Raw genomic sequence first — 25,749 nt, 5'->3', positions numbered from 1 at the left:
GCGGGCGTCCCTGGTCACAGAAGGAAAGGCAGGCGTCATGTCGCCCGATCGTCGCATCCTGTTCGTCCATGCCCATCCCGACGACGAGTCGATCGGCACCGGCGCGACGATGGCGAGGTACGCGGCCGAGGGCGCCCACGTCTGCCTGGTGACCTGCACGCTCGGCGAAGAGGGCGAGGTCATCCCGCCCGAGCTGCGCCACCTGGCCGCCGACCGCGAGGACCGGCTGGGGGAGTACCGCGCCGTCGAGCTGGCCCGCGCGTGCGCGGCGCTGGGCGTCGCCGACTACCGCTTCCTCGGCGGGGCCGGGCGCTGGCGCGACTCGGGCATGATGGGCGCGCCCACCAACGAGGACCCGGACTGCTTCTGGCAGGCCGACCTCGACCTCGCGGCGGCCGAACTGGTCGGCGTCATCCGCGAGGTGTGCCCGCAGGTCGTCGTGACCTATGACGACAACGGCTACTACGGCCACCCCGATCACATTCAGGCCCACCGCGTCGCGTGGCGCGCCTTCGAGAAGGCCGCCGACCCGTCCTTCGGCGAGGGCGAGCCGTGGACTCCGTCCCGCTTCTACGCCACCGCCATGCCCCTGTCGGTCCTGGAGCGAGGCGTGGACGCGGGCCCGTTCGAGCGCCTGAGGTCCGTGGAGGAGTTCGGCTTCGGCGTCCCCGACGCCCAGGTGACCACGCGCATCGACGCGGGCCCCCACCTGGAGGCCAAGCGCGCCGCCCTCCGCGCCCACCGCACGCAGATAACCGTCAAGGGCGACTACTTCGCCCTATCCAACGACATCGGCCAGCCCCTCTTCCCGGCCGAGTACTACACCCGCCTCGCCGGCCCCGAGGGCCCCCTGGACGAGACCGGCCGGGAGACCGACCTCTTCGCCTGACGGCGCGAACCTGGCACCCGCGGATCACCGACGCGTAGATGTCCGCGGTCACGACGATGCCCGCATGCCCGAGCGGGCCCTGCACCACCCGTAGATCGTCTCCGGCGGCCAAGGCCAACGTGGCTTAACCGGATCGGCGGCAGGAGGATGTACTGACGCCGCCCATTGAGGGGTGACGGTCTCGATGAAGGCGCACGCCAGGAGAGCTCCGGCTTGGGAGCGCAGGACGCACCGAACGTGACCTCGCCCTGCGGCACGAGGCCCGCGGCGAGGCCAAGACGGCGGCGCTCCGGCCGCGGGCGGTGAAGGTCTTCCACGACGACGGCGCCCGCGAATACGACGAGCTCGCCGGCGGCCCGGCCGCCGAACCGCCGCGTGCTGAAAACCGCCCGCCGCGGATTTTCAACGAAGTTTCAACAGCCCCCGCCAACCTTTCGGTGTCAGCACGAAGCACCACCTCCACCGGAAGGATCCCCATGAAACTCACCCGCATAGCAGCACAGAGCGGCCTGTGATTCGCCCGCCGCCTCAGCGCCGGGCTGGCCACCACGGCTGTCCTGGGATCGGGATTGATCGCCGTCACCACGACGCCGGCCGCTGCCGTGTCCCGCGACTCCATCGTCTCGGTCGCGCAAAGCCAGCTGAACAACTCATCGCGCAACCACGAGCAGCCGCTTGGGAGCGGTTGCAACTACTACACCGGCTACTTCCGAACCTGGAAGCCCGCAGCCGGTTGCCCTGCCACCGACGGAGTTCAGTGGCGTGACAGCGACTGGTGCGCCGACTTCTCCAAGTACGTATGGAAGAACGCCGGCGTGCCGTACGCCGATGTGCCCGAGACCAGCGGAGGCGTGCTCACCGGCTGGGTCAGCTCGTTCAAGGACTACGGCACGATGTACGGCACCTGGCACACCCGCGCCAGCGGCTACACACCGCAGCCGGGCGACGCCCTCGTCTTCGACTGGGACCAGAACGGCGTCATCGACCACGTCGGGATCGTCAAGTCGGCGAACAGCAGCACCGTCTACACCATCGAAGGCAACAGCGGCGATCGCGTCAAGGAGAACAGTTACTCACGCACCAACATCGACATCGTCGGCTACTCCAGCCCCGTGGGCGCGGGTGATGTCGACGACCCGGCTCCGCGGCCGGTGGTGGATCCGCAGGCGGGGCGGTTGGTGGACTTCGACGGTGACGGCAAGCCGGACTTCCTGGGCTTGGGTTCCGGTAGTGATGACATGTGGTTCATCCCCAACACCAGCACTCCGGGCGCCCTCGCGCGCGGGCAGAGCATCCCCATGACCACCGGTTGGAAGACCGTCAGCAAGTACTGGTTGACCGACTACGACGGCGACGGCAAGACCGACGTGCTCGGCCTCAACGGCACCGACCAGATGCTGGCCTGGACCAACACCAGTTCACCTGGCCAGCCGTCAGTGAACGCGCCGGTCAGCCTCGGCACCCAGTGGAGCACCCTGTCCGAGATCGTCATCGGTGACTTTACCGGAGATGGCGAGGCCGACATCGCCGGGGTCGACGCCGGCAGCGGCGACCAGTTCTGGGTCGTGCCCAACACCAGCACCGTCGGCGCCCCCGCACGCGGACAGAGCATGCTCATCTCCAGCGGCTGGAAGACCGTCACCCGATTCTGGGTGACCGACTACGACGGCGACGGCAAGACCGACCTGCTCGGCCTCAACGGCACCGACCAGATGTTCGTATGGCGCAACAAGGGCACCGCCGTCCCGTCCTTCGACCCGTACGTCAGCCTCGGCACCCTGTGGAGCACCTTCAGCCACATCCCCACCGCGCAGTAACCAGCCAAGCTCGCCAGGCCGTCCGATCTTCAACCGGGCGGCCTTATCGGGCTACTCACACACCGAAGGCGTCCCACACGCCACGATCGGCCATGAGGCGGGCGGCGCGCGGGGCATCCCAGGCCGGCACGAGTCGACTCCCCTTTTCTGCAGTATAACTAGGGAGTAGATGGAGATGGGGAGAGTCTCGATGACGGCCGTCAAGCTACGCAAATCGATGGATCACGGGCCCAAGGACGGAAGACCCCGGGTCGGCACGCCCGCGCAGCGTCGCCATAGCGCCGTCACGGCGGGGGAGGTTCCGCGCAGGAAGGAAGCCGAGGAACGCGCCGCTCTCGCCCTGTTCGATCAAGCTCAGAAGCTGGACATGGTGGCGTCCAGCACCCACGAGGCCGGTACGCGCGACACGGTCAGGGAAGTGGTCGCGGACCTGCTGGCCCACGTGGAGCCCGTACGGGTCACGACCGCGTCGAAGATTCTCAAGTTCGACGCGAAGACCGTGCGAGCGTGGGTGAAAGAAGGAGTGCTCACTCCGGTGCAAGGAAAACCCCGGCTGATGCTGGAGGTGGAGCGCTTGTACGCCGTGGCTGCCCTTGTCCGTGACCTGCGTGAGGCAGGACGCTCGCGGAACCTCCTCGACGCGGTCTGGCAGCGCCTTCAGGACGAAGAGATCCTCGAGGGTGAGGAGCTGGCCGAAGGCCTGGAGCAGATGCGAAAGGGCACGGGGCGTCCGTGGCGCGAGGTCAGGGCCGAGTGGAGCTCGAAGGATCCGGCGCTCTTCACCGATGAAGACTGAGAGGGCGGTTCGTGAGTGGATGTCCAAACTGCGTACTGTGATCGCGTGAATTTGTAGCGTTACGGCCGGTCGGCGGGCTTGGTTGTGCTGGGATGGCGACGTGAGTGAGCGCAAGCCCTACCCGAGCGACTTATCCGACGAACGGTGGGCCTTGATCGAGCCGGTGATCAACGCGTGGAAGGCCGCACACCCCTCGGTCAGCGGCCACCAGGGCGCCTACGAGATGCGGGAGATCGTCAACGCGATCCTCTACCAGGGCCGGACCGGCTGCCAGTGGGACTTTCTGCCGCACGACCTGCCGCCCCGCAGCGCGCGCTTGCGCCCGGGCACCTTCTTGCTCGCGTCCCTGCCCGTGGTTTCCGACGGGACTCCGGCCGCCGCGTGCACGCTTTGGGTGTCCAGCACCACCAGGCTCGGGTCGGCTAATCGTCCCCGTTTCTCCCGCGCCTGCCAGCGCAGCAGGTCGTGGATCGTCTGGTCGGTGCCATCATCGCGCCACTTGGCGAAGTAGTAGTACACCGGCCTGGCAGTGGACGTGCTGGGCCTGGTCATCGCGGTGGTGGTGCTAGCCGCTTCGGCGCACGAGAACACCGCTGGGATCACCCTGCTGGACCGGGTCGCCGCGCAGACTGACACCGTGCACAAGGCCCTGGTCGACCAGGGATTCAAGAACGCGGTCGTCACCCACGGTGCCAGGCTCGGCATCGACGTGGAGATCGTCGAGCGCAATCCCGCGGACAAGGGATTCGTCCCCCAGGCCAAACGATGGGTCGTCGAGCAGACCTACGGCACCCTCGCCCTGCACCGCCGCTTGGTCCGCGACTACGAACACCGTCCCGCCAGCTCCGAATCGCGCGTTCACTGGGCGATGAGCGATGTGATGGCCCGCCGGTTGACCGGCACCTCCAGCCCATCCTGGCGCGGCGCGTGACCGGCTACGAGGTGAGCAGACCATTGCTGGACAAGATCGACGCGCGGGAACAGGCTCTGACCCGCGAGGCCGAGCAGGTCCGGACCCTGATCGACGAACTGGCGGCGAAGCTGCGTGAACTCGACGAGGCGATCGATCACCTACAGATCACCCGCAAGACCCTTGTATCGCTCGCCGGCGAGGACGACGCTGAGCCGGACGCGCCGCCTCCCACGCTGCCCGGCCACCCTGCCTACCAGCAGATTCTGACCGTCTTCGCCGACCTCGGCCGGTCCTTGCGCACTCGCGACCTGTGCCAGGCCATGGATCTGCCCGTCGAGAACATCGAGAACATACGCTCCAAGCTCAAACGCCTGGTCAGCCGCGGCATCCTCGACGAGACCGAGCCGGGCCTGTTCACTCAGCCGCGCCCATAGCTCAGCAGCGCCCCCTGACCAGCCCGCCTCTTCCAACCCCAACGACAAAGGGGACATCAACTAGCGAACCGCCCACCTGGCAGCTGGCAAGTTGGTACTTCTTTTGAATTCTCGACAAACAACGCGGCCATCAGAAGTACTCTTGCTGCCGATGGCATCACATGACCACCACGAGCCCCTAAATGATCAAACCACCATCGATTTCGGCTCGGGCCGTGCAGACCTCACGCCCAAAGAACGCTTCGATCCGTTTGTCGCGCCGCTAGCCGCAGACTCGGGTGCAGTCACAAAGGACCCTCTGGCGCTCGAGATCGCCCGAGCGATATATGCGGCTTTCGGCGACCTGGACAACGGCGCCGGTCTGACACGTGACGAGTTGATCTCTGCGTGCACCCCAGGGCTCTCCTCCACCAATGTGGACAGTCGGCTCAGCGTGTTCATCGGAATGGGGATGCTTCGCCCCCACGGCAGCCCCGACCGCCCGAATCAGCAGCGTTACCGTATTGATGACATGAGCGCGGTCGCGCTGCTCATTTTTGGTCGTCTTGATCACGAAGGTGGAGTCGAGGAGATCACCCTGCTGCTCAGTCGCACGATTCGCGAGATTGAGGATGGGATGCTGACGAAAGACCAGGTCAGCGAGCGGATCACGAAGGCGCGGCAGGCCCTAGCAGTTACTACCGCAAATCTCTTGCGTTTAGTGCGCGATCGAACGATTGAGGAGCTCCTAGAAGACCGCAGGAGCAAACGGTCGGCTGCAGCTCTGTTGAGAGAAGCCAAGGCGCTCATCAGTGTCGTAGCGGACCGATTTCACGACTTAATGGGAGCGGGTCATCGGCTCATCAGGACCGCTACGCGTTACTGCGAGGCAGTTGGGGAGCTTTGGGACCGTTTGGTCCGCCTTGCCAGCACGCGCAGGGACTTCTCAATGCTCTCTCCGGAGCAATACCGCACGGCGGCTCAGCGATTGAGCGTGGATCGGTTGGCCGAAGTCTTCTCCCGGACGGTTTTTGACCCGCCGAGCTTCATCACCAACGCAGAGTGCGTGATCAACGCGGTCGATGAATACCGTCCCAGGCCTCCCCGACGTCGGCCGCCTCCGTCGGCTGCTACTCCGTCCGATCGTGACCCGATCTCCGAAGCCCGGCAGCGAGCAGAGCTGGCTCGAGCGCGGCGAATCGCCGACATCGAGAAGGCGCTTCAAGGACGCAACGAAGTTGATCTGACCGACATCATCAAGGCGGCGGGTAGGCCAGGCGCCATTCAGCTCGTGGTTCGCGTTCTCCTGGCGTCAGCATCACCCGACGCTCCGATAACCGCGGCCCTCTCGACGGCGATCCTGCCGGACCCCATAGCGACGGTCTCCTTTGTCACACCCGTCTGGGTGCGCCGTGGCCATGAGTCTGCCGCTGAAGAGGTGATCACGACCGATGTCGCCGGACGATGACTCCGCATATCTGCTCGCCAAGCTGCGCGTTACAAGAACCCTGCCGTATCCTCGCAGCGCTCGCGAACTGGGTGGCCTCCATGCCGCCGCCAACAAGGTGGGTCAGATGCTGACTGAAGTCCGCGGCGAATGCGATAGCCGAGCTCTTATGGCCTCTTGGCCAGCTGCGCCGGAATTGTTTGGGCAAGCAGCTAACGAGCCCTACTTTCGGCGGCCAACGTCGAATCAACTGTATGTCCTGGCCGCGTGTATCCGCTGGTGCTGGCCGGATCCTGACAAGCCTCTCTATCCTGGCGTTCCTGCCGCCGAGTCGGAAATACTCGACTCGCTACAAGCAATGCCCTTCACAGGCTCAAGCGAGCGCGTGCGGGGAGTTCATAGATCCACGCTGCGTCGGTTTTCGGTGTGTGGCCTTATCCGACGATCCGAAGGAGACGGGCACGTCACGCTAGGACCAGCTATCGCGCTATGGTCCGAAGACGACATCGCTGCTCTCCGTGCCGAGTACCACCGACTGCCTGGGCCGGATGGTTTCTGATGTCAGCGTCGTTGGCTGTGCTTTCTGAGCGTCGTCAAGATCAAGTAAATGCCGCAGTGGCTGCGCTGGACAATGCGCGAACTCCAATCCCGCCAAACCTCTTCCCCGCACTAGCGGAACCCGCGCTGCGTCGCGTGGTAAAAGACGTCCTTGCAGCCTCTGGCCGGGTCCTGATCACCCACCCGAATGGCCTGATCTCAGGTTATGACGACACCGTCGCTGCTCGGCTCGCCGAGGAGGGGCTCGGTATTTTGCCGGCGACCGATCGTGCAGTACTGGCCATAATTCTGATCTTTAGTGTGGCTATTCCGCGAGCTGAAGGAGAGCTCCCCCCGGAAGCGCCATGGACGAATGGCCGGCCGGTCCCCGACGAGAAGTTCGATGGGATCGCTATACGAGCTGGTCAGGTCCGCGACACGCTTCAGCGCCTGACTGACGCAGATCTTGTCCGCGTAATACCTGGTAAGGGCCGCGTTCTCGGCGCCCAGTTTCACAGGTTGACACCGCAGGCAACCTCGTTCCTCTTCGAGCAGTTGGTGTTGCTCGCCGATCCGTACGGTTCACTGGCCGACTCCATCAAACGCCGACGCACACAGCAATATCGGACGACATCTCAGGAAGCTTCGTTGTGACTACGCACCAGACTGCCCGGGAGAACGGGGCCCGCGGCCTCATTGGGGCACGCCACCTAGTCGGCGTTCAGACCTTCGACATCGCAAGACTCACCAACCAAGCAGTACCCATCGTCCCTGGCACCTTCGTCGCGGTCTCGGGTGTTGGCCCCCAAACGGATTCGAACGGGTCGGGAAAGACCAGCTTCCTTGCCGCCGTCTCCGTCCTGCTGGCTGATCCGCAGTGGAAACTCGCAGTAAATGGCGGACGGTATGCCGCAAATCTACTGTTCAAACCCGATGCCGCCGGCCTCGATCCAGCGCAAAGGATCAGTGCCGCTCCTTACGGCTACATCGTTGGCGTGTTCGCATCATCCTCCGACCCTGGCGCAGATGCAGTGACGGTTTGGGTTCGGGTCTCCGCGAGTACTCCTTACGTCGAAGCTCGCTGGTCGCCAGGCCTGCACCTGGCTGATGCCGACAATGACGCTGAACGTATTCTGCAAGCGGACACTCTATGGCAGCAATGCGGAACCGGAAAACCGATCTCTGCCAGGAGGATGTCCGAAGTCCTGTACGGGGATGCGCCACGGTGTCTCACCTATCTGGACACTCAGATGCGGCCGCGGGTCGCGTCGCTCCTCAGCCAGCAAATGACCGAGATGGAGCCTGAGACCATCGGCGATTCCCTAATCGCGCTTGCTGGTCTGGACTCCGAGCTCGCGACCGAGACCATACAACGCGGAAAGTTCCTCAAACATGAGGCCGAACTAGCCGCTGCGGTCGCAAACGATGTCAAAGCACGTGTACAGGACGAAGCTGACCTCGCAGGAGTCATAGCACGCCAAGAGGCACGGGAACGCATTGAGCAGGGACGAGTCCTATGGCGGCGGTACCTAGCGTGCCGACTTCATCGAGCACATAACGAAGACCAGCACCTCGATACGAGCGCCAGCGAGATCCGGGAACTTCTTGCTGAAGCCATAGATCGTCGTGATAGTTTGAATACTCGACTCAGTGAGTTGCGCGTACCGAAACGACTCGCTGCGGACGAAGAGCGGACGCGGCGGGAGCGGAATGAGCTGAGGACCGCAATCGAAGTCGTCCGCGCCGAGCGCGCAAACATTGCTGCAGGACTAGGCCAACTTGCTAAGGAAAGGCCAGCGCTCCGCTCGGCAGCTGCAGGCTGGTCGGGTTCCGACGTCGAAACAGCCGGGAAAAGGGTCGCTGACGAGCAACTTAAAGTCGCAAGATCAAAGCTAGATGTTGAGCGAGCGGACATCGCGGTCGCCGAGGCCGAAGGCGAGTTGCGGCTGGCTGAGGCAGGACTCTCCGGTATAGCTGGAGAGACAATTCAGATCTTGGCCGAGATCGATATCAAAGGCGTTGGCGTTCTGGATGTCGTTGACCCTGACCCCCTATCTCGTGATGTGTGGGAAGCCCGGCTGTGGCCCTGGCGCCATGTCGTTGCCGTACCGGACGAAAGGCTTTCTGAGGCCGCCGAGCACCTTACGTCCCGGCTGCCAGGAGCGCAGCTCGTCGGCATGGGTGAAGGAGGTATTGAGGATTTCCTCACCACCCTCGAGCAACAGACCGCCCCGTATCAAGGCGGTGCTATATTTCCGAGCCTGAACGCGGTTGTCATCGGCGGGTTTGACCCACCGATCGCAGGCCGGGGCGCCCGGGTCAGGGCCGCGACGCAACGCCTCACCACCGCTAAAGAGCAGTTGGCAGAGGCTCAGCGGATCGTCGGTGTCATGGAGAATCTCCTTCAACTCGCCGGAACCGACTTCGTAGCGGCCAAGGCGACGGCTCGCCTCCTGGCCATTTCCGCAGAAGAGGAGCAACTGAATACTCAGCTTTTCGAGATCGATCACCGATTGGGAGGTCTCTGCGAGCGCGAAGAGCCAGTGGAAAGAGCCTGGGAAGAAGCTCACCTAGCCCTGAAGTCGATCAAGGCTGACATCCAGACCACCCAAGCGCTCTTCGACGTGGCTATGAAAGAGGTCACCCAGCAGCGCCGAGCGCTCGAAGGCGTCGGAAAACAACGCGAGGCTCTAGCGGTCAACGTCTGGACGGGACTGTGGGGCCAGGGCCTCAAAGCCGCAGAAGAGGTAGCTGGCGCCGAACAAACAGCTCCAGAGAGGCTGAAGCGCCGAGCCGCCGAACTACTTGCGGAGGCGCTGAGCGCCTTTGGAGTCACGTCCGATCCAGATCTCGACGTACCTAGAGACCTTCGCGAGTCCTGGACACAGAGGGAACGCTTTTCCGATGACCCCGAGGTCTCAGGACCCTCCGTGATCTTCGACGAAGTTAGCGCGCCGCTGCTGAGCAGAATCGCTGCGGTCGCTGACAACGATGTGGTGATCCAGACCCGCATCACCGAAGAGCGCGAGCGTAGAGAGAACCTCATCTCCAGGCTCAGGGACGAGGCATCGACAAATGCAGAAGTACTTCAAGGCATCCAAGAGATGTTGGAGCGTCACATCGAACGGGTGCTCAAGCAGATCAGCGAGGCGTACAACGACCTCGATCTCAAACGCGGCGGCTCCGGCGCAGACTTGGATTTTGACAACATTCGGCCCGAAGGCGCCAGCGACTGGAGGTGGAGGGTAACGCCGAGGTGGCGGCGGACCCGCACAGGCTCACTTATCTCCTACCGAGAGACTGCCAACGGCGCACAGGTGAAGGTGCAGGCCATCCAACTCGTCCTCGCGGCCATGCTCGCCGACAGTGACCCTCATGGCCGGGTTCTGGTCCTTGACGAACTAGGAAACAGCCTTGGCGAGGTCAATCGGCGCGACGTCCTGACGGCGCTGAGCAGAGTCGCGAAGGAACGGCAGGTCACCATCCTCGGAACATGCCAGGACAGTGTCCTAACCGATGCTGCTGATCACTGCGGCCACCTCCTCTGGTTCGAGCACGCCACCACGGCAGAAACCTACAATCAACCGACTCGTGCCTGGGGTTACGATAACAACGGTGCCCGTGTGGAGCTCACCGCAGATTGGATTAGGCGTGGACGACCCCCGTTCTGAGCCTTCGTCACCAATTCGGCGGAGTGTGCCGTTGCTGGTCAGCGCGGCCGAAGGGCGCGCTGAGATTTATCTCCGCAACCTGCCTGTGGGGACAAGGGCGGTGACTGTCCCCCGGAATGGAAGCGATGGCCCGCGGCTGCCTCTCGACCAGAAAAAGCGAATCAAACCGGCCGAGGTCGACCTCATCACCAACTCCTCAGTCCCCGCTTTCGCTCCCCCACCTGAAATCACAAGAAAAGATCTGGTCAAAATTCTTCGCAATCGAACCTTCCGCCAGTGGAGTTCGACTCAGAAGCAATTCGGCGACCGTACTTGGGACATCATGACGGCCCTCGTTCGGGCTGGCGGCATCGCCTTGCGCTGCGACGTTGTCAACGCGCTCGATTACGAACCGAAATCCTGGCGCCTAACCCAGCCATGGTCTGATCTCGCCGAAGACCTGCTAGACGAATTACTCGACAGGCAAGACCCGGATGATGTACGCGCTGAGCTGAGCCAAAAAATGGAGCCACTACCAGAGTTGGCGTATGAGCGAAAATTACTGCTCGCGGTTCCCCGTGGATCCAAGCTCGCCGTACCCCCAGGATCAAGCGCTGGCACCGACTGTTGGTCTGTCTACGATGCCGCAGTAAGCGCGGCATCCGTTTGGTGGTCATACACCTCCTTGGGCAAGCGCCTCAGCGCCAAGGAACTCGCGGCCAAAGCACTACGAGGTTCCAAACGTTGGACCCCTGCCCGCATGCAGGCTTTCGCCAACATCATTGACCTCTCCTTTGATGAGGCCGTCGACAAAACTGACACTGAAGTGCGCCTGCGAGGACCGTTGGTTTGGAGCATCGGAGACGTGGTTGCGGACGCATCCAAAGCAAAGCCCTGGATTAGCCTGCCCGCCAACGGCCTTCTGTCACTTGGGGTGGTGAAGTGCGAGGCGGTCGGGATCTTTGTAATCGAGAACTCAGATACCTTCGAGAGGATCTGTATGAGGACCGCCTTGAGCGACACCTGGCTGCTGATCTGGAGCAAAGGCTACTCAAGCACCGGTACGGTCGAACTTCTGCGTTCTTTCTCTGAGCTGCCGCTCACGACTTGGTGTGACCTCGACGCACATGGCATCCAGATCATCAGCAATCTCACCGGTCGAGTAGGCCGGTTCATACGCCCGGTGGCCATGGAACCGGAACTCTTTGAAAGCGGTGTCAAATATCATCAGGAACCTGATGACCAAAAAGACAATCACAAGCTAGCCGAACGCATGGCAAAAACAGCTATCGCCGAACTACGCCCCTTAGCCGAGGCGATCGTCCAAGCCGAAGGTGCGGGCTGTGAACAGGAATCTCTTTCCCCTGAGATCCTCCCGCTGCTTCCGACCCTTCTCGATGGCATGTGACGCCGCGCGAGGGCGTAAGGTGAATAGCAAAGGGTAACAACGGCGCTACGGTTGCTCGGCGGTTGATCATTGGCATGCGGTACGGGGCAACATCGTGCAGCACCATCGGGTATTTTGGCAGCGGCGAATCCGGGCGGTCTAATAGAAATAGATAGTCTGCGGCATCTTTTAATCCGTAGGTTCACGGTTCGAATCCCTGGCGCCCCACCCATTTGACCTGCGGCTTTACCTATTCCGGTAGTCGCCGGATGATAGTGTGAGTCATCGTGGGGACACATGTGAGTCACATCGGGGTTACTCGTGCCCCTTTCGCGGCCTTACACGCTTTGCCTGTCCTCGGCCGCAGCTCGAAGTTGTTCAAGGTCCAGCTTGACCTCGCGGCCATTTATCGTCATCACGATGGCCACTCCTTCGGCTCCGGTCGCCGTCAGATACCCCACCAACGTGGACAGGAGCATGTCGTCGTTGTTCTCCATACGTGACACGACGCTCTGGTTCACCCCCAGCCGCTTGGCAACCTCGACCTGGGTGAGCTGCCCGGCCTTGCGGACCACGGCCAGGTTCATCGCGTAAACCCGGTCCATCTCCTCGCTGGCCTTACGGATCTCGGCGACCTCGGCCGCGATCTCGGGATCGGCCATCAGGCGGTCAATGCGGTCGTTCCCGCGCGAGAACACCGGCCCGGTTGGTTCACTGGTTGTCATACGACGTCTCCCTCGTCCATTGATCAATCAAGGCGTCCGCTCGCGCGGCGACCGAGGAGTACCAGATATCGCCGATCTTCGCCTTGTCGCCGGCGAAGAGCGTGACCACCACCGTGTCGACCTTGGGAGGGAACCAGCAGATCAGTCGCACCGCCACGTCCGGGTGATAGACATGACTGACCCGCCACAACGGATAACGCCGCGACTGCCGCACCCGCTTGAGCGTGGCCATCTCGCTTTCCCCGCTCGGGGCTTCGGGAAGCCGACGGAGCAAGTCCAGCGCCGCCACCACATGGCCCAGCACCAGCCGGGCATGCTGGTCGCCCCCGCAGGCATCTGTCTCGACCCGATCCATCCACGCCCAGAACTCCTCGGGGCCGTCAACATCCACAACCCCATTATGACATCGACATCATATGATAGTCAAGCCATACCGCCCAGGCGGGGCGGAGCGCGTTGAGTGAATTTGAGCGGGGAGGATGAGGCTTGCCCGCCAGCAGTTCGTTCGCCGAGGTGGTCGGGTCGGTGACGATTTTCAGCACCAGCTTGTGGGGGGTTCCCGCCGCCGACGTGCTCGCGCCGTCCGGCCCCCACCTGTAGCCCTCGCGCACCCGGTACGTCCAGATGTTCTTGGTGGCGGACTCGAGCACGAACGGGCCGGTCCCGCTCGTGCCTTGGTCGAGCTTCGAGGGATTCTTCAATCCCGGCGCGCAGACGATGGGCACCTGGCCGAGCGTCTGCAGCAGGAAGGGGAAGTCCTGCTCGGTCGTCACGGTCAGCGTCCCGGCATCGTCATCGCCCTTCACGCTGTAGGCGACGGTGGGCGTGAGGCCGCCGACCCACGGGTACTGGTTCTTGGGGTCGCCGACGAAGTTGAGCGCGTCCGCGACCTGGCCGGCCGTCAATTTCTCTCCGTCCGAGCAGGTGACGTCCTTCCTGAGCGTGAAGGTCGCGCTCGTCGACGTCGCCTTCCACACGGAAGCGAGACCCGAGACGAACTCTCCTGACTTCGTCTCGTTGATCAGCGGGTCGTAAGCGAGGTAGCTGAGGTACCTCATCTGTCCCGCGCCGGTGTTCACAGCGTACGGATTCGCCGAGGGCAGGGGCACCGGCACGGCGAGCGTGAAGGTGCCGGAGCCCGAGTCGTCGGCCGCGGTGCCGCCGGCACAGGCGCTCAGCGCGAGCGACGCCGTGAGCAGACCGGCTCCCCACGCGAGGGGCACGGCACGAGGCCGCGGCGCTTTGCCCGACTGTGCGGCACGGGTCCCGCGAGTAGTTTGAATGAACATGCAATCTCCTTCGATTGCGCATCGCCGTTCATGGCGACGTCGTCTGTGTGCCGACGTCGTCCGCGCCGCCGGTTCGAGAGGGCGGCGCTGTCAGCCGTCCGACCGGCGCGAGGGCGTGCCATGCGGCAGGTCGACGCTGAAGTAGACCTTCGTGAGCCGCTCCGGCACCCGGAAGTGGCCGGTCCAATGCGGCGGCGAGTACACGGCGCTTCCCGCCCTCGCCTCGACGGGTTCGCCGCCGTCCTGGCAGATGACGATCGAGCCGCTGAGGACGTAGAAGAACTCGCCGCGAGAACCCATCTCCATCCGGTTCCAGTCGCACCGCTCGCATTCCCAGACACCGGTTGACACCCGCGTCGCAGCGTTCGCGTACGCCTCCGCCGTAGCCGTCCAGGTTGCCGGGAGACCTGGCAGATCGCCGGGGCTCGTATGCTCCGTCCGCACGCCGAACGCCGCATCCGGCCGGAACACCACGACCGGTTCCGCCACATCCGCTTCGTTTGCGTCGCCCGGGTGGAGGCCGATCTGATCCGCGATGAAGGCGAGCCATTCGGCCGTCTCCCGGGCGAAAGCGTCCGCTCCCACGGCCGCGTGTCCGCGCTCGGCATGCACCCGCAGCAAGATGGGGGAGCTTCCGCTCGTCGCCTCCGCGACGAGGGCCGCCATCTTGCGCGACTGCCAGGGCTTGGTCCGCGGGTCGTTCTGCCCTGCGACGAACATGCACGCCGGATACCGGACGTCGTCTCGCACGTTGTGCACGGGTGAGTACGAACGCATGACCTCGACCTGCTCCGGAATCGCGAGCGATCCGTACTCCTCAGCAGCGATCGAGTCCTGCAGCGCGTCCCTGTCACGAGTGAGAAGATCGAGCACGGGAGAACGCGCGACGATCGCGGCGAACAGCTCAGGACGCTGAACCAGAGCGACGCCGGCCGTGAGCCCGCCGCCGGACGCGCCGTGGAACGCCAACTGCCGCGACGTCGTGATCCCGTCGGCGATGAGCTGCTCGGCGATGGCGTACAGGTCATCGAAGGTGCGCTGTTTGCGCTCCAGCCGCCCGGCATGCCACCACTCCTGGCCGAACTCGCCTCCGCCTCGAAGATGCGCCAGCACGTACACGCCGCCGGCCTCGATAACCGGTACGGCGAACACGTTGAAGCTCGGGAGCACGGCCAGTCCGAAGTTTCCGTAGCCCTCGATCACCGTGGGCAACGGGCCATGGGCGCCCTCAAGGCGCACCACTGTGAAAGGGATCAGGGTGCCGTCACACGAGACGGCGGTACGAGTCTCGACGACACGCCCGGGTAGCTCCAGCGCCGGCGGGGTGATCATCGTGAGCCGATCGACTGTCACCTCGTAGCGATACACCGCCGGGGACGCCACCGGCGTGGAGAACGTGAACGAGATCTCGTCCGCGCTGCGCAGGAACGGCGGCTCGCCGAGCAGTCCGTTCGCGGTGTACTCCCCGCCCGCAGTGCCGTACGACGGCAACCCGACGGTCGTGATGAAGCGTCCATCGAGGTCGCGCACCTCGAGTACCGTGCTCAGATCACGGGTGAGGCCGACCACCATCCGGTCGTCGAACACCGCCGCGTACAGCAGCACGTCGGCGGTCTCCGGGACGAGCTCCGTCCATGTCGACTGCTCCGCGGCCGTAGCGATGGGAATGCGGACGATGCGACCGCGCGGATGTCCGTCCGTGACGACGGCGTAGAAGTCGTCGCCGACGAACTCGCCGAAGTGCGCGCCGGGGACGTCTCGCAGGAACGGTCGCCAGATTCCCTCGGCGTCGCGCACGTAGTCGACGCGATCATCCATGACCAGCGCGACATGCCGGCCGTCCGCCGAGACCCGCGCCCGAGGGAAGCGCAGCCTGATCGGCAGGGCTTCCGGCTCGGTCGGCACCGGCTGTCCGAGCCGGTAGAGGAAGAGCTCGTCACCGCCGCCGGTGAACTCGCCGTCACGCACGGTCCGCGAGTCGATGAAGAACCCCGAGGAGTCGGGCAGCCACGACACGGGCCAGGCGGGCACCCATGGGATGTCCGTCGGGATCTCCTTCCCGGTCGTGACGTCGAGCACGCAGACGCGTGCTCGCTCGGAACCCGCCAGCTCCGAGGCGATCGCGACGAGAGCGCCGTCCGGCGATGGCGCGAACCAGACCAGTCGGACCGGAACGCCCGCCTGCCTGGCGGTCGCAGCCGCGTCGTAGATCGTCCGCCCCGGTCCGCTCGGGTCCGAGCGGACGACGACGCGGACGAAGTCGCCGGTCTCCTGCTGGAACCACAGGGCGCCTGCCCGCAGGAGCGGCGTCGCCTTCGTCGCCGTGAAGACGTCGCGCAGGCGCCGCTCGTACGCGGCATGGGCCGAAAGCGCGTGCACATGGGCCCGTGCGCGTTCGTTCTGCGCGGACTGCCAGTCCAACGCGGCCACGGTGTCCTCGTGGGACATGATGTCCGGCGTCATGGTCGTCCGGTCCTCTCTGGTCGTCTGCGATCACCTGACGGTGATGCGGCGAGCTCGAGGAGGCCGACGAGGGCGTCCGCGACCTCGTGTGGCTCGATCTCGAGAGCGCTCTCGCCGACCGCGATCTCGAAGAAGCAGCTCTCTGGGGTCGTCACGCGGGGGCGCGGGAGAGCCATATGCCGTGCTCGCGTGCGATGATCTCGTGCGCGGCGGCCACCCGCTCCGCGGCGAAGGGAAGGTGCACGTGCACGATCCCGGTCTCCGGGACGGCAGGAAGCACAACGGCGACGATCGCATCGATCGCGTCCGCGATGGCCCTGGCATGGTCGAGGTATCGCGGCATCCTCGGGAGCAGCTCGTCGAGAGCCATCAGGCCGAAGGCGGCCAGCGGCCAGTTGCCCGCCGAATCGCCTCCAAGACGGACCGCCCACGTCCAGACATCGCGGATGACGTCGCGGTCGCCGGCGATCACCGCGCCCCATGGGGCTTCGAGCGACTTGTACAGCGAAACATAGACGGTGTCGAACAGCGCTGAGATCTCGGCGACCGTCCGGCGGTATCCGGCGGCGGCCTCCCACAGCCGCGCCCCATCGAGGTGCGTCGCCGCCCCTGCCGCGCGCGGTGTCCACCTGCGACACCAACTCTTCCCACGCCGGGAGGACTCCGCCCAGTTCGCGTTGCGGCAGTTCCCACACCACCGAGCCGACCGTGCCGGGCAGGGCTGCGAGATCGTCTCTGTTGAACAGCCGATGCGCGTCGCCGAGACGGTGGGCTCGCAACCCGTGGACGACCGCGTAACCGTCGAACTCGTAGTTGAGCAGGTGGCACGTCGGGTGCGCGGCGAACTCCGCGCTCCGGCGACGCCCCGAGTGCACACGAAGCGCGATCTGCTGCGCCATCGTGCCCGTCGGCAGAAGAAGTGCGGCTTCCTTGCCGGTCACCTCTGCGACGCGTTCCTGAAGGTTGCGGACGAGGTCACCTGAGTGCCCCGCCGCGCTCCGGTCGTCAAGGAAGCGCGAAAGCCTCGCCGCGGCGTGCAGGGGTTCGCGCCGCCGCGTGCCGGTGATCGACAGAGTGCGCTCACCCGTCGAGGGCCGTGGCGAAATTCGCGGTGTCATCTGTCCTGCCAGCCCACTCGGAGGAGCTCGATGGCGTGGACAAGCTCGTCCGCCCAGGAGTCCGGCGTCGAACTGTCGGTCTGCGCTGCTGCGATCGACTCCGACATGGCGGCGTATGCGCTACAGAGTAGTTCGAGCGATCGATCGGGCATCCCGACGGCGCGGGCTCGAGGCGTGAGCGCCTCGACGAGAACCGCCGTGGACTCCTCTCGCCGGATCAGGTGGGCGGCATAGAGCTCGGGAACCGCGCGCATCTGGCGGCGGAACCGGCGAAGCACCTGCAGGTCTTCGAGGTCCTCCCCCCGAACGCGTTCGGCGAACAGACGCAGGACATCGAGCGGCCCTTCCGCGTCGCCCAACCCATCCACCGCCTCGACCATCTCGTCAAGGCGCGGGCGCGTCTCGCCTATCACGGCCTCGATCAGCTCGGCCCGATTCTTGAAGTGGTTGTAGACAGTGGCCTCGGACACATCCGCGAGCTCGGCGATCTCGCGGATGCTCGTGTTCTCCACGCCCGCCTTCGTGAAGCACAGCCAGGCCGCGTTCAGGATCGACTCCCGAGTCCGTCGGCGCTTCCGCGACTGCCGCGACTGCGGGCTCCCGGGCGACTCGTGCTGAACGGCGGATCGACTCATGGTAGACGTCCTCACTCGACGGCCCAAGACCACCGATCGTCCCTTGACCTCTGATTGTTGTGCGACGATGGAGCACTCCAATTTCAGTGTCAACATCAATTTTAGAGAGTTCTATAAATCCCCTACGGGCGCGTATGAGTGTGAGGAGGTGTAGCGGGGGACGACCGGCTACGCGCCTCGGACCGCTGCGCCAGGGCGTTCAGGCGCCGGCGGCGCTGAGAGATCCGCTGGAACGCGGTACGGCCCGCGTCCTGGCGGGGAGCGCGGGCCGTACCTGGGGAGGGGTTCCCGGGGGCCTTTGGCAGGAGGCCGCCGCGGGGACCCGGGGGCGGGGGGTCGGGGAGCCGGGAGTGTTACCAGGCGGAGGGGGCGGGGGGCGCCACGACCGGGGGACGGTCGTCGCAGGTGATGGTGTTCGGCAGTTCCCAGGGCGCGAGCCACGGGCCGGTGGTGCCGCCGCCGTCGTTGCCGCCGAGGTCCACCAGGGAGAACTCCGAGCCGGTCGGCGGGAAGTTGAACGAGCCGCAGTTGTTGACGCCGACCGCGCCGACGTTGCGGGCGTCCACGTTCTCGAAGGTCGCCGAGCCCTTCACGCGGGCGCTGACCACCGAGGTTCCCGTGCCGTCGACCCGGATGTCCTTGAAGTGGACGTTCGTGATCGAGTACTGGTCCTTCACCGGCCAGTCGCTGACCATCATGATCGCGTTGTAGGTGTTGTCGAGGAAGTGGTCCCCGACGACCTGGATGTCGGCGTCGATGCTCTTCTCCAGCGCGAACAGCCAGATCGCGCCGAGGCCGATGTTCCAGTTCAGCTCGTAGGTACCGGCGCGGACCGTGGTGTTGTTCGTGATCCACAGGTGCCCGGCGAACGCCTCGGCGCCGAAGCGGGACCCGGCGTGGATGCCGCTGCCCTCGCGGATCGGGTCGGCGACCAGGTTGCCCGAGACGATGTTGTCCGTGCCGCCGTAGATCGCGATGCCGTTGGCGAGAACCGGGGTCTGCACGGTGTTGTGGTCGAAGGTGTTGCCGGCGTTGGCGGTCTTCTCCGACCACATGGCCAGGCCGTCGTCGCCGGTGTTGCGGACGAAGGTGTTCGACACCGACGACCTGGTGACGCCGGTGTGGAAGTTGATGGCGTCGGCGATCTGGTCGACGATGACGCTGTTCTTGATCTTCAGGTTGGTCATCGGGCCGTCGAACCACATGCCGACCTTGGTGTGGCGGATGTAGAGGCCGTCGATGGTCGAGTCGCTCAGCGCGCCGCCGATGCCGTTGACCTGGTCGGTGTCGATGCGCTCGCGGACGTCGCCCTGGATCGTGAAGCCGGACAGGTGGACGTTCCTGCTGCCGCCCGCCGAGGCGTCCTTGCCGTAGAAGCCGACGCCGGTGTGCACCGAGCCGTCGGGGGCCGGCGTGGGCAGGGCCACCTCGCGGCCCTTGATGATCGTGTACCAGTTGCCGGCGCCCTCGATCGTCACGTCGTCGACGATGATGTGGCGGTTCACCTGGAAGGTGCCCGGCGGGACGTACACCTTGAGGTTGTTGCGCCTGGCGAAGGCGATCGCCTTGTCGAACGCGTCGGCGGAGTCGCGCCGGCCGAGCGGGTCGGCGCCGAACGCCAGCACGTTGGCCGCGACGACCCGCACGTGCGGCGCGCCGACGAGCTCGGAGTCGAGCAGGTCCACGACCGTCCATGCGGCGTTGCTCCCGGCCGGGACCGTGAGCCGCACCTTGTCACCGGCGCGGTAGGTCTTGCCGAGCGGCAGGCGCTGCTCGTCGTAGAAGTGGCTCGGGCGGAACGGCTTGGTGATCGTCGGCGGGGGCGTCGTGGCGTTCGGGACGCACCGGCACTCGGTGATCCACCAGTCCGGGTGCAGCAGGTCGGCGTTCGGGTCGTTGGTGAACGGGTACTGGTTGTACAGCCACGCGTACTGCGAGGTGAGGGTGAGGGTCTGCTTGGCCCCGCCGTTCACCGTCACGTTCAGCGGCGCGGTGATGCCGCCGCCGTTCGGCGCGTCCGGGATGCTGTAGCGCACGGTGATCGCGTTGGCCGCGCTCGGCAGCGTGAACTCGACGTACTGGCCGGGCGTCAGCTTGACCGCCTTACGGCCGGAGGCCTCCGACGGCAGCGTGTACGCCGTGCGGTCCGGGCCGATGACCGTGCCGTTGGTCGTCGCGTTCTCCGCCTCCTGCTCGGCGAAGGCGACGGAGGCCCCACGGCCCGCGACGAGCGCAGGGTCGAGGGCGGCGCGGGTCACGGTGGGGGTCACGGTGGGGGTCACGGTGGGGGTCATGGCGCGGGTCACGGCGGGGGAGGCGGCGGAGGACTCGCGCGCAGACCGGGACGGGGACTGGGCGTTCGCGGCCGTAGTGAGCCCCGCGAGCGCCAGCGCGGCACAGGCCACCACGGCGGGCAGCCTGAAGACAGCTCCTTGCATGGGGGTGAACTCGCCTTCTCAGGAGTGGCGGGCGGAGAAGGGCCGGTCCGGGCGGGACCGGCCCGTGGTGGAGGGACGGTGAAGACAGAGGGCGTCCGTGTCCCCGAGAAGACGGCCGGCCCTGCGTGGCGGACGGGGTGCGGATCGTGCGGACATCGTGCGGACATCGTGCGGACGTCTGGCGCGCGTCGATCGGACGCGGGCGGGACGTCGGTCGGATGTCGTGCGGACAGGGTCTTGCCGGCTCAGGCGGTGCGCAGCCAGACGGCGGTGTCGGTGGGGAGCAGTTCGCCCTCCAGCGGCCCGCTCGCCAGGACGACGCCCTGGTTCTCGGGCAGCGCGACCGGCTCGGCGCCGAAGTTGACCACGCAGGCCAGCCCCGATTCGCGGGTGAAGGCGATCACGTTCTCGCCCGCGTCCAGCCAGCGCAGCGCCCCGTCGCCGAGCTTGCCGCGGCGGACGCGCAGGCCGGCGCGGTACAGGCACAGCATGGACGCGGGGTCGGCGTCCTGCGCCTCGGCGGTCAGGGTGGCCCAGGAGGCGGGCTGTGGCAACCACGGCGTTCCGGTGCCGTTGCCGAACGGCGCCTCCTGTCCCGACCAGGGGAGCGGCACGCGGCAGCCGTCCCGGCCGGGCACGGTGTTCTTCGACCGGGTCCAGATCGGGTCCTGGCGCAGCTCGCCGGGGATGTCGTCTACCTCCGGCAGCCCGAGTTCCTCGCCCTGGTACACGTACAGGCTGCCCGGCAGGGCCATGGCCAGCAGCGCCGCCGCCCGGGCCCGGCGCTCGCCGAGTACCAGGTCGGACGGGACGCCGTCCCGGCGGTCGGCGTGGCTGAAGGCGGTGTTCTCGCGGCCGTACTTGGTGACCGGGCGCGGGACGTCGTGGTTGGACAGCACCCAGGTCGGCGGCGCGCCGATCGGCAGGTGCGAGGTCAGCGTCATGTCGATCGACTCGCGCAGCTCCCGCGCGTCCCAGGGGCGGGACATGAAGTCGAAGTTGAACGCCGTGTGCATCTCGTCGGGGCGCAGGTAGAGCGCGAACCGCTCCTGGTCGGGCAGCCACACCTCGCCGATCAGGATGCGCTCGCCCTCGTACTCGTCGGCGACGCGCCGCCAGCCGCGGTAGATGTCGTGGACGCCGTCGTGGTCGGTGTAGGACTCCTCCTCGCTGGTGAAGTCCTTGATCAGCACGGCGGCGGAGTCGATGCGGATGCCGTCCACGCCCCGGTCGAACCAGAACCGCAGGACGTCGTGGAACTCCTCGATGACCTCCGGGTTGGTCCAGTTGAAGTCCGGCTGCTCGGGGGCGAACAGGTGGAGGTACCACTGGCCGTCGGGCACCTGCGTCCACGCGGGCCCGCCGAAGATCGACTTCCAGTCGTTGGGCGGCAGTCCCTCGCCCCGGCCCTCGGTGAACCAGAAGCGCGCGCGTTCGGGCGAGCCCGGGCCGGCGGCCAGCGCCTGGACGAACCATTCCTGCTGGTCGGAGCCGTGGTTCGGGACGATGTCGATGATCGTCCTGATGCCCACCGCGTGCGCTTCCTGGATGAACTTCTCCGCCTCGGCGAGCGTGCCGAAGGCCGGCTCGATGTCGCGGTAGTCCGCCACGTCGTAGCCGCCGTCCGCCATGGGGGAGGGGTACCAGGGGTTGAGCCAGACGGCGTCGACACCGAGATCGGAGAGGTACGGAAGACGGGACCGCAGGCCGGCCAGGTCGCCGATGCCGTCGCCGTTGCCGTCGGCGAAGCTGCGCAGGTAGACCTGGTAGATCGCGGCTCCCCGCCACCACGTTTCGGACATGCTGGAATCTCTCCTTACAGATTCGGTGTACGGCTCACGCCGCCGCGTCGGGCGGCCCGGCCGTGTGTACGGCTGCGCGTGGGCGTTGTAGGGCCGGCCCCGGGTCATCCCTTGAGGCTTCCGGCGGTCAGGCCCGCCATGATGCTGCGCTGGAAGATGAAGAAGACCACGATGGCCGGGATGCTCGCGATGACGAGCGCCGCCATGAGCACGTTCTGCGGCATCTGCGCCGACAGAGAGGAGATGCCCACGCTGATCGACATCTTGTCGGTGTCGGGCAGCACGAGCAGTGGCCAGACGAAGTCCTTCCAGACGTTCACGACCGCCAGGATGGAGACCACGCCGATGATCGGCCGGGATACCGGGAGCACGATCGACCACAGGATCCGCACCGGACCGGCGCCGTCGATCTCGGCCGCCTCCAGCAGTTCCCGGGGGATCGAGTCGAAGAATCGCTTGAGCAGGAAGATGAAGAACCCGTTGGCGGCGGCGGGCAGCCAGATCGCCCACGGGGTGTTGAGGAGGTTGAACCCGAAGATCGGGAGGTCCTTGACGGTCAGGTACGCCGGCAGCAGGATCACCATCGGCGGGATCATGAGCGTCGAGAGCATCAGGGCGAGCACGAGCTTGCCGAGCACCGGTCGCAGCTTCGACAGCGCGTACGCCGCCGTCACGTCGATGGCCAGCGTGAAGAACCAGGCGCCCGCCGCGTAGATCAGCGTGTTGCGCAGGAACAGTCCGAGGTCGAGCTGGTCCCACGCCTCCTTGTACACCCCGAAGTCGACGGACTTGGGGAAGAACGTGGGAGGCATCTGGGCGAACTCGTCGGCCGACTTGAGGGCCCCGGTGACCATCCAGTACAGGGGGAACACGAAGACCGCGGTGAAGAGCGCCACGACGGTGATCAGAACGATCCAATAGATCACCTTGCCGTGCGGGGTGCTCAGCGTCTGCGGCGACACGACGCCGCGGAACCGGCGCTGGGGCTCCCTGGCCCGCTTGCGTCGTCGTTCTGCTGCGCGGGGGCCGGGCGTCTGCGGGGCCCCCGGCCCGGCGGGGCGGCTCGGGCGCACGTCACTGCCCGCCGACCGGACGGTGCTGTTCGACATCGGTGCCACTCCCTTCTAGTTCTTGTCGTCCCGCGAGACGCGCAGGTAGATGGCCGAGAACACCATCAGCACGATCATGAGCATGAGTCCCAGCGCGCCGCCGCCGCCGAAGTTCCCGAAGCTGAAGGCGTACTGGTACATCAGGTAGGCGACGGTCACCGTCGCGTTCTCCGGGCCGCCGCCGGTGAGCAGGAACGGCTCGATGAACACCTGCATGGTGGCGACGATCTGCAACAGCAGCATGACCAGGAGGATCAGCTTGGTCTGGGGGATGGTGACGTGCCAGACCCGCTTGAACAGGCCCGCGCCGTCGAGCTCGGCGGCCTCGTACAGCTCGCCCGGGATGCTCTGCAGGGCGGCCAGGTAGATCAGGGTGCCGGTGCCGAGGTTCATCCAGGTGGAGACGAGCACCAGCGAGATCAGCGCGGTGCTGGTGGAGTCCAGCCAGCTCAGGCCGGGGAGGTGCACGAAGTCCAGGATCTGGTTGAACAGGCCGGGGCCCGGGTCGTAGAACCACTTGAACAGCAGCACCGCGACCGCCGGGGGCAGCATGACCGGCAGGTAGACCACGAACCGCAGGTACGCCTTGGCGTGGCGCAGCTCGTTGAGCACGATGGCGGCCACGAAGGGCACGGCGTACCCGACGATGAGCGCGAGGCCCGTGAACGCGGCGGTGTTGATCCACGCAGGGGCGAACGCCGAGTCGTCGATCACCGTGCGGAAGTTCTCCAGGCCCACCCACTCGGGCGGCCCGACGAAGTTCGTCTTCTGGAAGCTGAGGAGGAACTCCCGCACCATCGGGTACCAGGAGAAGAACGCGAAGCAGATCAGCGCCGCGCAGAGGAATCCGTACGCCGTCAGGTTGCGGCGCACACCGCGTCGCACCGCCCCCGTGGTGCTGCGCCGTGATCCCTTCACGGTCATTGTGGTCATCGGTTGAGCTCCTGATTTCGACGGTGACCGGCGGGGGTGCCGGCCTGCGGGCCGGCACCCCGGGCTCAGATCAGCTTGACTTGGCCAGGATGTTGTTGACCTTCTTCTCGGCGTCGGAGAGAAGCTGGTCGATGTCGGCGTCCTGCCGGGTCAGCACCGCGGACATCGCGGTGTCGAGCACGGCGTAGATCTCCTGCGCCTTCGGCGGCTCCAGCTTGAACTCCACCGTCGCGTTCGCGTCGACGTACGGCTGGAAGTGCTCCACGGGAATCGTCGCGAACTGCTTGCGCAGCTCCTGGATCTTCGTGCCCGGCTCGGTGTCGCCGAACAGGTCGATGTCCGGCAGCCCGACCGCCAGGCCGTCGGCCTTGGCCCGCTCGTAGTTGAACTGGCCCTGGCCCGGCGTCAGGAACTTGTACTCAAGCCACTGGAGACCGGCCTTGATCTGCTCGGGGGTGGCCTTCGGGTTGAACATGTAGCCGTCGCCGCCGCTGAGGGACTTGGTGGCCTCGGGCAGCCCCGCCACGCCGTAGTCGTCGAACTTGCCCTTGAAGGTGTTGTTGACCTCCTTGACGACGTCCGGGGCGCCGATCATCATGCCCAGCTTGCCGCTGCCCATCATCCGCATCAGGTCTTCCCAGCGCAGCAGCTGCTTGGTGCCCATGCTGTCATCGGTCCAGCGCATCGTCTTGAGGTTCTCGAGGACGGCCTTGCCCTCGGGGCTGTTGAAGGCGGCCGTCTTGCCGTCGGCGCCGACCACGTCTCCGCCGCGCCCGTAGAGGGAGGAGGTGAAGTGCCAGCCGCCGGTGTTGCCGGCGCTGTACTCGCCGTACCCGACGTAGCCGGGGCCGAGCGCCGCGATCTTCTTGGCCGCGGCCTGGACCTCGGCCCAGGTCTTCGGCGGGGAGTCGGGGTCAAGGCCGGCCTGCGTGAACAGCTTGCGGTTGTACACCAGACCCGTCGAGTAGTTGACGCGCGGGACGCCGTAGACCTTCTCGCCGCTCTTGAAGACGCTCATGACGTCGGGGCGGACGGTCTTCAGAGCGGGAGCGCCGTCCAGGTACGGCGTGATGTCGGCCGCCTGCCCCGCCGCGATGATCTTCTGGACGTCGGTGTAGTAGACGTAGAAGACGTCTTCCATCTCACCGCCGGCGAGCTTCGCCTGGAAGGTCTCCGGCACGATGCAGGGGAAGGCGTCCTTGCCCTCGACGGTGATGTTGGGGTGGAGCTTCTGGAAGGCGGCGACGTCCGAGTCCCACTGGGCGGCCTCCTTGGGGTTGTTCTTGGGGGGCTTGCACCCGACGGAGATGGTCACGGGAGCGTCGGCGCTCGGAGCCGCGGAGCCCTGGGACGACGAGGCCTCAGGAGTGCTGCCGGAGTCGCTGCCG

At 65.9% G+C, this 25,749-nt stretch carries 22 protein-coding genes and 2 pseudogenes; 11 read left to right on the top strand and 13 right to left on the bottom strand.

Features of this window, described 5'->3' with window-relative positions; genetic code table 11:
- The first annotated feature begins 37 nt into the window (after positions 1–37).
- From mshB to AB0H21_RS37390, 5 genes and pseudogenes are all read left to right on the top strand, one after another.
- Positions 38–889, top strand: a complete 852-nt coding sequence (gene mshB, locus AB0H21_RS37410) for an N-acetyl-1-D-myo-inositol-2-amino-2-deoxy-alpha-D-glucopyranoside deacetylase (protein WP_358526298.1) — start codon at positions 38–40, stop codon at positions 887–889.
- Positions 890–1,191: 302 nt separating this feature from the next.
- On the top strand, positions 1,192–1,404 hold the full coding sequence (locus AB0H21_RS37405) for a hypothetical protein (protein WP_358526296.1): 213 nt from the start codon (positions 1,192–1,194) through the stop codon (positions 1,402–1,404).
- A 54-nt stretch (positions 1,405–1,458) separates the two neighbouring features.
- Positions 1,459–2,706, top strand: a complete 1,248-nt coding sequence (locus AB0H21_RS37400) for an FG-GAP-like repeat-containing protein (protein ID WP_358526295.1) — start codon at positions 1,459–1,461, stop codon at positions 2,704–2,706.
- 190 nt (positions 2,707–2,896) lie between these two features.
- The gene (locus AB0H21_RS37395) at positions 2,897–3,502 is read left to right on the top strand and encodes a hypothetical protein (protein ID WP_358526293.1); all 606 of its coding nucleotides are present in this window, start codon (positions 2,897–2,899) and stop codon (positions 3,500–3,502) included.
- A gap of 115 nt (positions 3,503–3,617) precedes the next feature.
- Positions 3,618–3,755, top strand: a pseudogene (locus AB0H21_RS37390) (transposase); the annotation flags it as partial.
- Here AB0H21_RS37390 and AB0H21_RS37385 read toward each other — a convergent pair.
- On the bottom strand, positions 3,752–4,054 hold the full coding sequence (locus tag AB0H21_RS37385) for a hypothetical protein (RefSeq protein ID WP_358526375.1): 303 nt from the start codon (positions 4,052–4,054) through the stop codon (positions 3,752–3,754). The pseudogene AB0H21_RS37390 and the gene AB0H21_RS37385 overlap by 4 nt on opposite strands.
- Between AB0H21_RS37385 and AB0H21_RS37380 the strand changes: the two genes are divergently transcribed.
- From AB0H21_RS37380 to AB0H21_RS37355, 6 genes are all read left to right on the top strand, one after another.
- On the top strand, positions 4,032–4,433 hold the full coding sequence (locus AB0H21_RS37380; RefSeq protein WP_358526291.1) for a hypothetical protein: 402 nt from the start codon (positions 4,032–4,034) through the stop codon (positions 4,431–4,433). The two genes, AB0H21_RS37385 and AB0H21_RS37380, sit on opposite strands and share 23 nt — an antisense overlap.
- Positions 4,430–4,849, top strand: a complete 420-nt coding sequence (locus tag AB0H21_RS37375) for a hypothetical protein (protein WP_358526289.1) — start codon at positions 4,430–4,432, stop codon at positions 4,847–4,849. The genes AB0H21_RS37380 and AB0H21_RS37375 overlap by 4 nt, the downstream gene beginning before the upstream one ends.
- A gap of 151 nt (positions 4,850–5,000) precedes the next feature.
- Positions 5,001–6,296, top strand: coding sequence for a hypothetical protein (locus tag AB0H21_RS37370; RefSeq protein ID WP_358526287.1), 1,296 nt, complete (start codon positions 5,001–5,003; stop codon positions 6,294–6,296).
- 555 nt (positions 6,297–6,851) lie between these two features.
- Complete coding sequence (locus tag AB0H21_RS37365; protein ID WP_358526285.1) at positions 6,852–7,466, top strand: hypothetical protein; 615 nt, start codon at positions 6,852–6,854, stop codon at positions 7,464–7,466.
- A gap of 539 nt (positions 7,467–8,005) precedes the next feature.
- Complete coding sequence (locus AB0H21_RS37360) at positions 8,006–10,483, top strand: hypothetical protein (RefSeq protein ID WP_358526283.1); 2,478 nt, start codon at positions 8,006–8,008, stop codon at positions 10,481–10,483.
- 31 nt (positions 10,484–10,514) lie between these two features.
- The gene (locus AB0H21_RS37355) at positions 10,515–11,870 is read left to right on the top strand and encodes a Wadjet anti-phage system protein JetD domain-containing protein (protein WP_358526281.1); all 1,356 of its coding nucleotides are present in this window, start codon (positions 10,515–10,517) and stop codon (positions 11,868–11,870) included.
- A gap of 317 nt (positions 11,871–12,187) precedes the next feature.
- On the opposite strand, the gene AB0H21_RS37350 is transcribed toward AB0H21_RS37355, so the two are convergent.
- The 12 genes and pseudogenes from AB0H21_RS37350 to AB0H21_RS37295 form a co-directional block, all read right to left on the bottom strand.
- Positions 12,188–12,574 (bottom strand): XRE family transcriptional regulator, encoded by a 387-nt coding sequence (locus AB0H21_RS37350; protein WP_358526279.1) that lies wholly within the window; start codon positions 12,572–12,574, stop codon positions 12,188–12,190.
- Positions 12,561–12,965, bottom strand: coding sequence for a hypothetical protein (locus tag AB0H21_RS37345; RefSeq protein ID WP_358526277.1), 405 nt, complete (start codon positions 12,963–12,965; stop codon positions 12,561–12,563). Before AB0H21_RS37345 ends, AB0H21_RS37350 begins: the two co-directional genes overlap by 14 nt.
- A 7-nt stretch (positions 12,966–12,972) precedes the next feature.
- Positions 12,973–13,797: an ABC transporter substrate-binding protein gene (locus tag AB0H21_RS37340; protein ID WP_358526275.1), complete on the bottom strand. Its 825-nt coding sequence runs from the start codon at positions 13,795–13,797 to the stop codon at positions 12,973–12,975.
- 156 nt (positions 13,798–13,953) lie between these two features.
- The gene (locus tag AB0H21_RS37335) at positions 13,954–16,326 is read right to left on the bottom strand and encodes a prolyl oligopeptidase family serine peptidase (RefSeq protein ID WP_358526273.1); all 2,373 of its coding nucleotides are present in this window, start codon (positions 16,324–16,326) and stop codon (positions 13,954–13,956) included.
- Positions 16,327–16,477: 151 nt separating this feature from the next.
- Positions 16,478–17,203 (bottom strand): beta-eliminating lyase-related protein, encoded by a 726-nt coding sequence (locus tag AB0H21_RS37330; protein WP_358526271.1) that lies wholly within the window; start codon positions 17,201–17,203, stop codon positions 16,478–16,480.
- A pseudogene (locus tag AB0H21_RS37325) lies at positions 17,136–17,444 on the bottom strand (beta-eliminating lyase-related protein); the annotation flags it as partial. The pseudogene AB0H21_RS37325 and the gene AB0H21_RS37330, both read right to left, overlap by 68 nt.
- A complete protein-coding gene (locus tag AB0H21_RS37320; protein ID WP_358526269.1) occupies positions 17,441–18,079 on the bottom strand; it encodes a TetR/AcrR family transcriptional regulator in 639 nt (212 codons plus the stop codon). The pseudogene AB0H21_RS37325 and the gene AB0H21_RS37320, both read right to left, overlap by 4 nt.
- A 353-nt stretch (positions 18,080–18,432) precedes the next feature.
- Positions 18,433–20,517, bottom strand: a complete 2,085-nt coding sequence (locus AB0H21_RS37315; RefSeq protein WP_358526267.1) for a glycosyl hydrolase family 28-related protein — start codon at positions 20,515–20,517, stop codon at positions 18,433–18,435.
- Between the two features lie 245 nt (positions 20,518–20,762).
- Positions 20,763–22,319 carry an alpha-amylase family glycosyl hydrolase gene (locus AB0H21_RS37310; protein WP_358526265.1) on the bottom strand — a complete coding sequence of 519 codons (1,557 nt, stop codon included), beginning with the start codon at positions 22,317–22,319 and terminating at the stop codon, positions 20,763–20,765.
- Positions 22,320–22,423: 104 nt separating this feature from the next.
- The gene (locus AB0H21_RS37305) at positions 22,424–23,428 is read right to left on the bottom strand and encodes a carbohydrate ABC transporter permease (RefSeq protein WP_358526263.1); all 1,005 of its coding nucleotides are present in this window, start codon (positions 23,426–23,428) and stop codon (positions 22,424–22,426) included.
- 15 nt (positions 23,429–23,443) lie between these two features.
- The gene (locus AB0H21_RS37300) at positions 23,444–24,361 is read right to left on the bottom strand and encodes a sugar ABC transporter permease (RefSeq protein ID WP_358526261.1); all 918 of its coding nucleotides are present in this window, start codon (positions 24,359–24,361) and stop codon (positions 23,444–23,446) included.
- Between the two features lie 70 nt (positions 24,362–24,431).
- Positions 24,432–25,676 (bottom strand): extracellular solute-binding protein, encoded by a 1,245-nt coding sequence (locus tag AB0H21_RS37295; RefSeq protein ID WP_358526259.1) that lies wholly within the window; start codon positions 25,674–25,676, stop codon positions 24,432–24,434.
- Positions 25,677–25,749: the final 73 nt, after the last annotated feature.

Source organism: Sphaerisporangium sp. NPDC051011, from assembly GCF_040653595.1.
Classification (GTDB): domain Bacteria; phylum Actinomycetota; class Actinomycetes; order Streptosporangiales; family Streptosporangiaceae; genus Sphaerisporangium.
The sequence above is the reverse complement of the archived record's forward strand: the minus strand, read 5'-3'. Positions and strand labels throughout refer to the sequence as shown.